This window comes from Streptomyces sp. NPDC034111 (assembly GCF_055575375.1).
In genome coordinates, this window is sequence record NZ_JBVIST010000008.1 from 38,518 (window position 1) to 51,171 (window position 12,654).

A 12,654-nucleotide genomic window follows, 5' to 3' on the forward strand; every position below is an offset into this window, starting at 1 on the left:
TCCGCGCCACATACAGGGGCTGCCCGCGAGCCGGGGTACCAGCCCTGTTCCCCGACGGCAGATCTTCGGGGAACGCCCGCAGGCGCAGCTCCGATACCGCGCGCCTGTCCCACGGTGCTGCCACAGGCACTTAAATTTCAGAGCGTGACTAGACAGCCGCAGCGCTTCACGATCTTGTTGGTCCCCGAACATGTTGAGGACAGGGGCGGTGCCTCCGTGGAGGACTCAGCCGTACGATCGGCGGTCGTCGAGGCGACAGGCGAGATGGGCGCCTCGGGCTACCCCCGCTACGCCGGGCACGGGATCGTGGCCGACATCGACCCCAGCACGCGCACGGTCGAGGCGCTGCTCGTCGATGGTGCAGAGCTGGACTACGGGCTGACCGCCAGGGTCACTTCCTGATCGCGGTGTCGTTGGCGAGCGGCTTGTCGTGACACCGGCGCGGATCGAGTGGTGAGGGCTGCCGACGGCTCCGCAGAAACCGGCGGACCAGCGCGGGGCGTCCATCGACGAGACCGTCCATGCGGAAGCGCTCGCGCCGGCCCGTATCGTCTGCATCCGAGGGCTCCGGTACTGATGGTCACCTTGGTCGACGGCATCACCTACCGGAGACAAGCTCGGCCAGGTGGTGCAGCGAGTTGGTGAGATGCTCAGGGCCGAACGGCGGGAACTGGATGTACTCCCGGATGGACTGCGGCACCGCCGACCAGTCGTAGGTGAGCGTGACCTCAGTCTCGGACGGACCGAGCGGCGCAAGGTCGTAACGCCAGATCCAGCCGCCGAACTCCAGGTGACCGTCGCCCTTCTCCTGCCCCGTCAGCCAGCCAATGGCGCGCGGTGGGTCGAGCACCTGGACCTTGTTGGCCACCCGGTAGTCACCGTTCGGATGGTTGGCGTGGTACATGTCCATCCGGAAGATCTGCCCCACCTCGGTCAGCGGCGCCCGGTCGACAGCTTCGTGAACCCAGCCGGTGCCATCGATCGCAGAATGGGTCGTCGGGTCCGCCAGCACCGCGAACACCCTCGCGGCGGGCACGGCGACAGTCAGGGTGGCGCTCACATTCTCCTGGTCCACGGCGTGCACGCTCCTTGTCATCTCATCTCGGGCCTCCCGCAGGCGCGAGGGTGGACGTTCCCAACAATGCAGACGACGCGACGAGACGGAACTCATCGGTCGTGTGGGCGGAACCCGCACCCGTGCCGCCGATGGCGGGCTCGTAAGGGTCAAGTTTCGAGGGCCGGGGAGGCAGTCTCGCTCATCTGCATCCTGCGACACGCCACACCGACCACATCCGCCTGACCGCCACCCGCAGCCTGGACGTGACGACACCTCCCAAGCCAGGCAAGGGAATTCGGCCCCACAGCCCCACCCAGCGACCTCCAGTTGCACGCCTACACGCACAGCTCCTTGGACCCTCACCAAAAGCAGCGAGAGATCATCACTGTCGCCCGGCGGGGCGGGCGGCCCGGTTCTGCCGCCACTGCTCCATGACCTGTCGGAGGGACTCGCTCACGAGGAGAAGGAACTCGGCGGAGGACTCGAAGCGGGCGCCCGCCGGGGTTGTGGCCCCGAGAATCTCGGTTGCGCGCTGCGATGCGGCCACCAGGGCGTCGTTCATCTGCAGAGCTGCATGGAGGGACCGGAGCCAGATCTCATCGTCGATGACATAGCGTTCGCGGCGCGCGCCGCTAGCTCGTTCCCGCCTGAGCAGTCCCTGCTGTTCGAGGAAGGTGACGGCGTGCGAGACAGAGGCAGGGCTGATGCGAAGCCGCTGGACCAGGTCAGCGGCGGTGAGGGTGCCGGAGTCGGTGGTGGACAGGCAGGCCAGCACCCTGGCCGTCATCCGGGGCAGGCCCTGCTGAACGAGGAGAGCGGTGAAGGACTCCGTGAAGTCCTGGACTGCTTGGGGGTCACGCCCGTGGCCGCTGTCAGGGACCGGCGGCGCCGGAGGCTGAGCCTGCTTGCTTCGGCGCGCACGATGCCGTGTGGCCTCGTGTGCTCGATCCGCGCCGTAATCGTCGGGTCCGCCGTTGCGGGTGACCTCCCGCATGATGGTCGAGGCGGGCCGCCCCAGGCGCCTGCCGATCTCTGTGTATCCGAGTCCCTCGGCCAGCCCCGCAGCGATGTGCTGCCGATCCTGGCTGGTCAGCCTGCCTCCGGGCATCGGTGGTCGTCCCCTATCTGTCGACTCGCGCGAAGCTCGGCGCCCGCACACCCCGCTGCAAAGTATGCGTTCACACGCAGCTCATTGCAATTCGAGTCGTGATCGCCCATTGCATTCAGCTTCACATTCATTGCAACGCAAGGCCTATTTGCCAAGCAGGACTGGATACATGAATCCCTTTGTATGTTGACTGATTAGTGAACGCAATGTAGCGTCGCGGACGGTTCAGTGATTCCCAAACGTTGGCGGGGTGCCGTGGCGCCACAGAAGGAGTCCCCATGACCGAGCTCACCCCCGACCCCCGTGCGTCGCTCATCGAAGCCATGAGCGCCACGCCGGGACGGGGCTCGCAGATCGAACACTTACGCAAGGAGATTGATGATGGGAAAGGGCAACAGCAGCTTCTCCGAAACAGGGCTGCGCAGACTGCGCGACGTGCTGGCACGGCATGTCGAGTCCGGGAAGATTCCCGGGCTTGTCGCCCTGGTCAGCCGGGGCGGTGAGACGCACGTCGAAGCAATCGGGACGATGCGCCATGACGGTGGCGCCCCGATGCGGCGGGACACGATCTTCCGGATGGCGTCCACGTCCAAGCCGGTCGCGATGGCGCCGGTGATGGTCCTGCTCGACGAGTGCAGGCTGCGGCTGGACGATCCGGTGGAGCAGTGGCTGCCCGAACTCGCCGACCGCCGGGTGCTGAAGCGGATCGACGGCCCGCTGGACGACACCGTGCCGGCGCGGCGGCCGATCACCGTACGGGACCTGCTGACCTCCACGTTCGGGCTCGGCATAGATCTGACGGCGCTGGGCTCGCCGATCATGAACGCGCTCTTCGAGCGGGGCGTCTTCAGCCAGGGCGCGGAGCCGCTGCCCGAGCCGGACGAGTGGATGCGCCGCCTAGGCACGCTGCCGCTGATGCGCCAGCCCGGAGAGCACTGGCAGTACCACCTCAGCCACGACGTGCTCGGCGTGCTCGTCGCGAGGGTCACGGGCCGGCCGTTCGAGACGTTCCTGCGTGAACGTGTCCTCGATCCGCTGGGGATGAAGGACACCGGTTTCCACGTGCCCACCGACAAGATCGACCGGCTGCCGCCCAGCTACGCCCCCGATCCGCAGACCGGAGAGTTCAACGTGTGGGACGAGGCGGTGGGCGGACAGTACAGCGCGCCTCCGGCGTTCCAGGCAGGCGGCGGTGGGCTGGTCTCCACCGTCGACGACTACCACGCCTACTTCCGGATGCTGCTGAATCACGGGACGCACGGGACCGAACGGATCCTGTCCCGGCCCGCCGTCCAGCTGATGACCACCAACTGCCTCACCCCCGAGCAGGAGGCCACCCGATCCGCCCTGGCCCGCAACGCCGTCCAGGTGTCGTTCGGCCAAGGGCAGCAAGGCGGCTGGGGCTTCGGGATGGCGGTGCGCACCTATCGCGGCGACTACGCGCCCATCGGCCAGTTCGGCTGGGACGGCGGAACCGGCACCTCGACGTACGCCGACCCGGACAACCAGCTCACCGGAATCCTGCTCACCCAGGTCGGGTTGTCCACTCCGGATCCGGCGCGGCTCATCCACGACTTCTGGACCACGCTCTACCAAGCGATCGACGACTGACACCGAGCCCGCCCCTGGTAGGACCCGCCTGCAACCCACGACCCCCGACGGTCAGCCCCTGGCGGCCGAACCATCAACGTTTCCGCCGGGGTTGGGTCTTGGCCCTGTCTGCCTAAGGCCGGGATCGCCCGAGGGTGCGGTCCCCTCGCGCGACCCGACCTGAGCAATCGAGATACCCGGGCATCAACAGGACCGCATTCCACCATCCGTCCGTTCCGTTGGCTTTCGTAACAGATTTAAAGGAGCACACCACCATGTCCCTCACCCTTACCGACCAGGACAAGCTCACCCTGACCACCGCCGCGTACGGCGCCGTCGAGCTGCTGTCCGCCGCTGACGCCACCGGCTCGCCCCACAAGGTCGCCACCGACGGCTCCATCGCCCTGGCCTCCGCGACCGGTCTGGTCGGGCACGTGCTCGCCAAGCCCAAGGGCCTGAAGCTGAACGGCAAGTCCGTAGCCGGAATCGCCGACCAGGTACTGCCGGCCCTGACGGCAGCGATGAGCCTGCTCAAGAAGCAGGAGCCGGCAGAGGCCGACATCTTCCGCAGAACCGTCATCGTCGCCATCGAAGCAGCCACCCGGGCCCACAAGGGCGAGCCCAGCCCCACCATGGCTGAGATGACCCGCAAGATCACCGAGGCCCTCGACGCCGCTTGACGGGATGGGCGGCCGGGACTGTCCGGCCGGGCTCCCCGCGATCGAGATCCTGTCGGTCTTCGCCGATGACGCGGCCGTCCGTTTCGCCTGCCACGCAACATCGGTCAACTCGCCCCGACGCGCCACCCCACGATCATCAACCATCCACAGACACCCACAGGACACGCCCTGACACCGACCTGCCCCCGGCATGGTCGGGGCAGAGCCGTGTCAGTCGTGTGTCAGGTCCGTCGGCGGTTGCGGCCGCCGCCACCGCCGCGAAAGGAAGTCCGATGAGTCAAACGGTTCCCGTTCCGCACGGCCTCCCCATGGAGCGCGATGCGGGTCCCTTCGCCCCACCCCGCCCAATCACCCAGCTGCGCGAGGCTCGCCCTGTCAGTCCCTTGGTCTTCCCCGACGGCCACGAGGGCTGGCTCGTCACCGGCTACGACGCGGTCCGCCAGCTCATGGCCGACACCCGGTTCAGCTCCCGCCAGGACATCGGCGTTCTCCACGTGCCGTACGAGACCCCCGGCATGCCCGCCGCTACCGAACCGTCCCCGCAGGTGCCGGGCTTGTTCATCGCCATGGACCCGCCGGACCACACCCGGCTGCGGCGCAGGCTCACCGGCGCCTTCACCGTAAAGCGCATGAAACAGCTCGAAGAGCACATCATCGATATCGCCGAGCGGCAACTGGACGAGCTGGCGCGCCTTACCCCGCCGGTCGACCTGGTCAAGGAGTTCGCGCTGCCGGTGCCCTCGCTGGTGATCTGCGAACTGCTCGGTGTCCCCTACGCGGACCGGGAGACCTTCCAGGTCAACTCCGCCAAGTTCATGGAAAAGGACGTGTCGCTCGACGAGAAGATGGCCGCCTACGGCGCACTGACCACGTACCTGGCCGAACTGGTCACACGCAAACGCGCCACCCCCGGCGAAGACATCCTGTCCGACCTGGCCCGCCATGACGACCTCACCATCGAGGAGCTGACCGGCATCGCCTTCCTGCTGCTGCTCGCGGGCCACGAGACCACCGCCAACATGCTGGGCCTGGGCACCTTCGCGCTCTTGGAGCACCCCGAGCAAATGGCCGAACTGCGTGCCAACCCGGATCTGATGCCGGATGCCGTCGAGGAACTCATGCGCTACCTGTCCGTTGCCGATATCTTCTATCGCTACGCCACGGAGGACCTCGAACTCGGCGGCGAAACAATCGGCAAGGGATCGACCGTCGTTGTCTCGTTGCTGGCCGCCAACCGTGACCCCCAGCGCTTCGACAACCCCGACACCCTGGACATCCGCCGCAAGGCCCGCGGTCATCTGTCCTTCGGCCACGGCGTCCATCAATGCCTGGGCCAGCAACTGGCCCGCATCGAGATGCGCGCCGGCTTCGAGGCACTGCTGCGTCGCTTCCCGACCCTCGAGCTCGCCGTCCCCGCCGGCGAGGTGAGACTCAGGACCGACATGAATATCTACGGCGTCCACGAACTGCCGGTCACCTGGACGGAAGCGGCCCGGTAAAACTGTCGGCCGAGCCCGTCACCTATGCGGGAACGCGCTTTTGGGGCCTGTCGTGTGGAGCATTCCGGTGAGCGGCGAGCCCCAACGCAGTTCCACAGGGCATGCCCTGGTCCGGCTCCATACTTCAAGCCACCGAGCCCGTACGGCGTCTGCCAGCGCAGTACCTTGAAGAGGGACTTCGTCATCGTTCCTTCCGCCGTCGCCAGACGACCTTCGCCAGTTTGCCGATCGCACCGCTGATCAGCACGCTCAGCACGACCAGCCCGGCAAAGACGATGAGGGGATGCCATGCAGACTCCTGCAACCAGGGGAGCACATTCCTTCCGACCCAGCCGACGTCGACCTTGGGCTCGACGCCGCAGCAAGGGGGCTCGGCCTTCTTCCCGAACAGCCATGGCCTTTTGACGGTCGCCCCGATCACGATCAGGGCGGCCAGGATCAGGGTCAGGAAGGCCGGTAGCAGTCGTCTGCTCAGGCCCCAGGCCGCCAGAGCGATAAGCAGGGATCCGATGGCCAGGAGTACCAGCGCGGTGAGACCCAGGAGGGCGCCGTCCCCGTTCATGGCCCAGATGGCCAAGGCCACAAAGGCCAGCCCGAGGACCGCCAGCACCCGGGGCGAGCCGCTGGTGAGGCCGGCCGCCCGGTAGGCCACCATGGTGACGGTGCGGGCGGAGGCGAAGAAGGGTTTGACCGACGTCGGTGGCTCCTTGAATCCGGTGAGGGCGCCGGTCGCCGTGGCCATGGCCTTGGTGACCGTGCGTGTGAAGAGTGGTTGGCCCAGCTCCTTGGCGAACGTTTCGTCCGGGACCGGGCAGGTGGCGAGCGTCGCGGCCACCGCCTGCGCGTTCACGGGCTTTACTGCCGCACCGGGCTCGCGCGCGGAGTCGATCAGCTCCCGCTGCTGCCGGCTCCAGTTGCGGCTCACGGCGGCCGAGGTGGCGGCCTGTGCCGCCGCCAGCGCCATGTCCAGGCTCCCGGCCTCGTCGAGCACCTTTCTGGCCCATGGGTCGTGCCGGGTGGCGGGCGTGCTGAGCATCTGCTGTGCGACGACGGGCAGTTCGTTCGCGGCGATCCACTCCTGCCAGCGCAGTGCCACCCACAGGGAGGTCAACGGGAGGCTGGCCGGCACGGGCTGGGCGGGGTCGTCGAGATACTTCAGCTCATCCCGGACCTTGTCGGCGGTGAGCAGGATCTCGGGCTCGCCCGACCTCTGCACCGGCCAGCCCGCCGGCTCCATGCCGTCGAGCACGTTCCGGCGCAGTTCCTCGTAGAACCAGTGGCTCCGTTCCGTTCGCGGGGCGGGCGACTGTTCGGCGAGCTGAAGGACACGCCGAGGATCGAGCAGCATGTGGACGAGCCAGCCGGCGCCGTCCAGTCGGCCCCAGGTCCAGTCGTTCGCCCGCCACGAGGGCTTGTAGAAGGCCCCGAAGTGATGCAGCTGCATTCCGTTGAGCTTGGCGGCCGCGGTGACACGATTCGGGGCGAGAACACTGCGGGTGTCCGCGCTCACCTGGATGAGCTCGACCGGCTGCTCAACCTCCACGCCGATGGGCAGTACGGAACGTGTGGCGACGTGCAGGTCGAACAGGTAGGTCGGGACGACTGCAAGGTCTTCGCGGAGGAATTGCAGATAGCACCTGAGCTCCTGCGACGCACGCCGCTGTCGCTCCGCTGCCGTCTTCCGGCCGAACAGACTCTCCGTGGCCGGCGGCGCACCGTCGTCGTCGCCGATGAGCAAGCGCAGGTCGCCCACGATTGCGGCCAGCTTTCCCCAGCCGTCCTGGAGGGACCCCTCGGAGGGATTGGCGGGTGTCCTCAGCTGTGCTTCGTACTCTTGGGCAACGGTTTTGGCCACCTCGGGGAGAGCGGGCCAGCCGGTCCCCTCAAGGGCCCTGAGCGTCTCGTCGACGAGAGCGTCTGTGTCCGGCCGCGCCTCGGCGACGAAGGCCTGGTGTGTCCGGCGGGTCAGTGCCGACAGTTGGGTCCAGGCGTCCGGCCTGCTGATGTACGCCGCTTGCAGCATCGACAGGACCGTGGCCTTGGCACCGTCGAATGCGGGTCGGCCGAACTTGGCCAGCCGGGCGCTGTCTCCCGGGCGGGGATGGATCCACTCCGCGGAGACCGCCGCCGCGGCCGCGTCCCGGCAGTCCTGCTCCGCGCTGAGCCCCGGTTCGAGCGCCTTGAGCCAGGCCTTCGGCATCCGTTCCTTCGGCATTGTCGTCACGGCCCGCATGAGTGAGGCGATGACAGGCCGGACGAGCCGGACGGCCTCGCGTGCGCGATAGTCGGTCAGCATCCCATCCGTGAGCAGGCGGCCGATGGAGCGGCACCTCACACCGATCTCCGCCATGCGCAGCCGGGTGTCACGGATCGAATCGACCCGATCGTTGTGCTGGCGCAGGGCTGTCAGGTCCGCCTGGATGCTCTGGCCGAGGACGCTGCCGAGGTCCTTGAGCAGCGCGTCACCCAGGGTCCAGGGGGCGTCGAAGGACTCCTTCTCCCGAGGTGCTTCGCGCGGGTCGGGTGTTTCGCCTGGGGACGGGACGACGTACAGGAGCACCCGTCTGACCTGGCGTTCGGCCGGGCGGTCGAAGACGGACTGGAGCAGCGGGCCGATCGGCCGGTTCGCGAGCAGGCCGCCGTCGGCCACCCAGTGGTCACGGGTGATGTTGGCGAACTTCCCCATGGCGGGGTGCCTGGGGACTTTGGCGCCGGAAGCGGGGATCGCCTTCTCGAACGGGACGAACGCGGGCTCGAAGGCGCCGGGGTACGAGGCACTGCAACGCGCCGCGAGGGCCACCAGGCTGTTTCGGTCGGGGCTCGTGAGCTGTTGCTCGTCGAATACGAACAGACCTCGCCGGTCCACGTCCTGGACCAGGGTTCCCAGGCTGTCGGTGAACCGGCTCGTCTCTCCCGTGAGCAGGGTGGTGGTGATGAAGACCTTGGTCTTCCGCGCGGTTCCGTCGGGAAGGGCCGGCGCTTGGAAGTACCGATCCGCCTGCTTCAGCTTCCCGATCCCCTCCAGCAGATCCTTGAACAGCACGCCGTCGCCCTGCAGCAGCGAGGGCGGCTTGGACTCCTTCGGGTCCCGCAGCAGGGTCTCGAAGGAGCCGGATGTCAGCCAGAAATCGCGCAGGTCGCCCAGATCGAGCGAGTTCGCCCGTGCCAGCCCGAGCAGCGCCCCGTTGATTCCTCCTGCGCTCGTTCCGGACAGCATGTCGATGCTGACCGTGACGTCGAGCAGATTGAGGAGGCGGACATAGAGGTCTCTCACCCTGCCGTCGCATCCCGTCGACACTCCGAGCTCGGGTTCGAACGGGTGGTCGGCCGCCGGGTACCGCCGCCAGGCCGCCTGCTGGAGCAGATTCAGCTCGCGGGCGACACCACCCATCCAGATCGCGAGGCTCACACCTCCCGTCATCGCGGTGGCGATACGGATCTCCTGCGTGTTCGCACCGACCTGCTTCACATCCATGCCCTCGCTCCTCCAGCTCGGACCGCTCGTGTCCAGCCCGGCCAGAGTCGCTCAGCGTGCCGCGCCCGGCATGCCACCGCAGGGCATTCGGCCTAGGGCGTGTCTCCCCGATCTCCGTGGATCAGCCTGCGGCGTCTGGTGCCGTGCAGCTCGGCATCCGGAGGCCAGTTGAAGAGCTGAGGCGGAGCGAAGCGGAGCGCAAGGCGGAGCATCTCCCGCGGACTGGGTGTCCGTGGGTGATGCGACAACGCCGCGAGGTGCGGTGCCAGACGCCGCAGGCCCACGGAGATCGGGGAGACAGGCCCTAGGCACGGCGGACGTTCAGTCCGGGCAGCCAGCCGGCGGACGCACCCGTTCCGATCAGAGGCGGACATGGACTCGACTCGGCGGCGGACGGGGCCTCGGATCGGCGGCGACGCGGACTCGGACGCGATCCGCTCCCGTGCCTCCAGCCGAGCGGCCACGCCCTGCCCGGCGCCACACGCCCGTACCGCGCCGCGCCCGGACGCCGAATGCCATTGCCGGAAAGGACACCGACCGCCGCCCTCACCACCGCCATCGGCACCGCGCTGCTGCGCCCACGGTTGGGCCCAGGCTCCTGCCCCCAGTGCTGGGCCGCACCACGGTGGGGGCGGACGGTCACGCGAGCGACGGCCACCGATCGGCGGCCCAGGCCAGCCATCCCGACCACCCAGGAGGTGGAGCTCCAACCTCATGTCCTTCGAGTTCCGCGGCGTCGGGCTCCTCGAACAGCGTCCTCCAGCGCAAGAGGTCCGCTTCGCTCATCGGGAAGGTCTGATCCGGGGTGGTCAACTGGCGATGGGCGATCCGGGCACGTTGGGTCTCATGGTCCGCCGGCACGTACACAAGGCGGCAGGACGCGCCCACGGACTCCGCCAACCAGCGGATCGCGGACCGCTCGTCACGAGACCAGCATCCGAAATCCAGGACCACGTTGGTTCCAAGTCTCAGCGCCTCCAGGCCGAGCCAGAGCAGCCGTCCTTCCAGCACGTCGCGCTTTCCGTCCGCCTCCGGCTCGCCGAACAGGGGAATCATCCACTCATCCGGCGTCAGCCGCAGCGCGCCGTGCTCCTTGGCGAGCTGCCGAGCCCTCGTGGTCTTTCCTGCCCCGGGCAGGCCGACGGTCAGGAACAACGTGGTCACGCCCAGATCGTGTCAGGAAGACCAAGTGAAGGACGACTGCTTTTTCTGCCGAGATCGCCGGGCCGCACGACGGGAACAATGATCCCAATACTGGCGGGGATTCCTCCGGGGTACATCCGCCGGTTTACCGGTGCGTCTCGGTGACAGGAAATGCATCGTCGATCTCGCTGGGTTACGTTTCGGATAGTCGTCGGCGGGAGAGACAACATGAGTTACACGCTGTTGCGCGGCCTCTTCGTCATCCGTTATCCCGACCTGCCACGGCAGGGGCCGGAGCCGGACGGTGACACGGTCAAGTTCCGGCCGGACTCGCCCGCCCTGGTCGAGGGGCTGCGTCGGCCGTCGGGGACGCCGCCGGACATCAACGCCAGAGGCATCTCGGTGCGGCTGGAGGCGATCGACGCGCTGGAGACGCACTTCGATGAGACCCACCAGGAGCTGGTCGGCGCAAATGCCGCCCGCGGCAGATTGCTGGAATTGCTGGGGTTCACCGGCGTCACCTTCTTCGAGGACCTTCCGAACAAGGTCGAGGCGGCCGATCAGGACAGCATTCGCGGTTATGTGCTTTCCAACGGAATCGACTCCAACGGACGGCTGATCGGGTTCGTCCATCCCGGCGACCCCGACGAGCCGGACGGGGCGGACGTGTACCTGGACGAAGCCCGGGTGGACGACTCGGCCAACGCGACGCTGATGGAGGAGGGGCTGGCCTACCCGGCGTTCTACGCGACCCTGCCCGCCTCGCTGCGCACTCACCTGGCCGGGAAGTCACGGGCGGCGCGGGCAGCGCAGGCGGGGCTGTGGCGAGACTCGACGGCCGACCCGAACGGCAAGGCCACCGTCCCAGACCTCAACTCATTGCAGCAGTTGGTGATGTGGCCCAAGCTGTTCCGGCGGCTCGTGCCATACCTTGCCGGCGGGGCCACCGACTTCACCGGCTTCGATGCCTGGTTGCGTGCCGATACGGTGCACCGCGACGACCCACTCTTCCTGCTCGACCGGGGCGAACACGGCAACATGCACGACGTGATCAGGGCCGCGGGCAACGATGTTCAGCTCACGGTCTGGCCGGAGGAGTTCATCATCAGCCCCGACCCCGCACCCCCAGGGGTGCCCACCCGCTCTCCGTAGGCAACGAGACTGGCGCGCGAGGCGTCCACGCCCCCGCCATCACGTCCGATCACGGACCTGGCCGGCCAGCCGACCGTGCTGAAGCAGCAAGGGATCGACGAGCCCGTCACGGCCTGCCTCATCTGGTTACCCCTCGCGAAGAAACTCCGGGTGGCATGGGACATCACGATTGGGCTCTCGGAGGTGGAGGGTGCGTTCCGTGTCGTGGTCGACGGCCGTGACGGAGCCATCCTGTACTGCGTGCAACTCGTGCCGGGGGCCGTCTGCCAGGGAAACGTCTTCCGAAGCGATCCGGCCACTCCGAGAACGGTCCTGCCCTTTCCTCTTGAGTGGCGGGCCTACGGGCTCGGGACGCCTCCTGAGCTGCCTCCGTCACCCCCTGTCTGGGTAGCTGACCACCAGACTGCCGGTTATGCGTCGGTGGCGCGGGTCGGCGCGAGCGGTCCGTCCGTCTCAGGCGACAACGTCGAGGGTGCGGTGGTCTTCATTGGACAGTGGCTCACCAACGACGACCAGGGATTGCGGCGGTTCCCGTATGACGAGCAATTCCCCGCGGACCAGATCAACTTCGCCACCCTGGGCGCGCAGTCCACCTACGAGATCGGAAGCCTCTGGTGCGCCGCCCTGTTGGAAATGAACCGCAGGATCGGGGCGGACCTCGGCCTCCAGCTGGTCATCGAGTCGATGAAGGGCCTGCCTGCCAACCCGAGCCTTCTGGACGGCAGGGACGAGCTCCTTCTCACACTTGACGATCTTCGGGACAGCGGTGCCCTTACCGTCGCAGGGCATGCGTCGGCCAAGAAGGGGATCTGGGCGGCCTTCGCGGCATTCGGGATGGGCACCGGTGCCAGCTCACAAGGCCCGTCCATCGTCGGAGCGGTCGCCGACGACTCCGTGCCGTGAGTCTGCCACCGGCGGGAGCGTCGGTCACGATGGCCCCGGCGGTGGCG

10 protein-coding genes are annotated in these 12,654 nt (G+C 67.8%); 6 read left to right on the forward strand and 4 right to left on the reverse strand.

Translation table 11 applies throughout. The features are described from left to right. Positions 1-144 precede the first annotated feature (144 nt). Positions 145-402, forward strand: coding sequence for a hypothetical protein (locus ACZ55A_RS20175; RefSeq protein WP_468841664.1), 258 nt, complete (start codon positions 145-147; stop codon positions 400-402). Between the two features lie 196 nt (positions 403-598). On the opposite strand, the gene ACZ55A_RS20180 is transcribed toward ACZ55A_RS20175, so the two are convergent. Continuing rightward, entirely contained in the window at positions 599-1,075 is a 477-nt protein-coding gene (locus tag ACZ55A_RS20180) for an SRPBCC family protein (RefSeq protein ID WP_468841666.1), read from the reverse strand. A 364-nt stretch (positions 1,076-1,439) separates the two neighbouring features. Next, positions 1,440-2,165: a GbsR/MarR family transcriptional regulator gene (locus ACZ55A_RS20185; RefSeq protein ID WP_468841668.1), complete on the reverse strand. Its 726-nt coding sequence runs from the start codon at positions 2,163-2,165 to the stop codon at positions 1,440-1,442. A 381-nt stretch (positions 2,166-2,546) separates the two neighbouring features. On the opposite strand from ACZ55A_RS20185, the gene ACZ55A_RS20190 reads away from it, so the two are divergent. The 3 genes from ACZ55A_RS20190 (at position 2,547) to ACZ55A_RS20200 (ending at position 5,934) form a co-directional block, all read left to right on the forward strand. Continuing rightward, a complete protein-coding gene (locus ACZ55A_RS20190) occupies positions 2,547-3,776 on the forward strand; it encodes a serine hydrolase domain-containing protein (protein ID WP_468841670.1) in 1,230 nt (409 codons plus the stop codon). Positions 3,777-4,030: 254 nt separating this feature from the next. Continuing rightward, on the forward strand, positions 4,031-4,435 hold the full coding sequence (locus ACZ55A_RS20195; protein ID WP_468841672.1) for a hypothetical protein: 405 nt from the start codon (positions 4,031-4,033) through the stop codon (positions 4,433-4,435). 272 nt (positions 4,436-4,707) lie between these two features. Then, positions 4,708-5,934 (forward strand): cytochrome P450, encoded by a 1,227-nt coding sequence (locus tag ACZ55A_RS20200; RefSeq protein ID WP_468841674.1) that lies wholly within the window; start codon positions 4,708-4,710, stop codon positions 5,932-5,934. A 181-nt stretch (positions 5,935-6,115) separates the two neighbouring features. Here ACZ55A_RS20200 and ACZ55A_RS20205 read toward each other — a convergent pair whose 3' ends face one another. Continuing rightward, positions 6,116-9,409, reverse strand: a complete 3,294-nt coding sequence (locus ACZ55A_RS20205; RefSeq protein WP_468841676.1) for a patatin-like protein — start codon at positions 9,407-9,409, stop codon at positions 6,116-6,118. Positions 9,410-10,048: 639 nt separating this feature from the next. Beyond that, positions 10,049-10,573, reverse strand: coding sequence for a P-loop nucleotide/nucleoside kinase family protein (locus tag ACZ55A_RS20210; protein WP_468841678.1), 525 nt, complete (start codon positions 10,571-10,573; stop codon positions 10,049-10,051). Between the two features lie 207 nt (positions 10,574-10,780). On the opposite strand from ACZ55A_RS20210, the gene ACZ55A_RS20215 reads away from it, so the two are divergent. Both ACZ55A_RS20215 and ACZ55A_RS20220 read left to right on the forward strand, forming a co-directional pair. Continuing rightward, on the forward strand, positions 10,781-11,704 hold the full coding sequence (locus ACZ55A_RS20215; RefSeq protein WP_468841680.1) for a thermonuclease family protein: 924 nt from the start codon (positions 10,781-10,783) through the stop codon (positions 11,702-11,704). A gap of 75 nt (positions 11,705-11,779) precedes the next feature. Further along, the gene (locus tag ACZ55A_RS20220) at positions 11,780-12,607 is read left to right on the forward strand and encodes a M36 family metallopeptidase (protein ID WP_468841682.1); all 828 of its coding nucleotides are present in this window, start codon (positions 11,780-11,782) and stop codon (positions 12,605-12,607) included. Positions 12,608-12,654 lie beyond the last annotated feature (47 nt).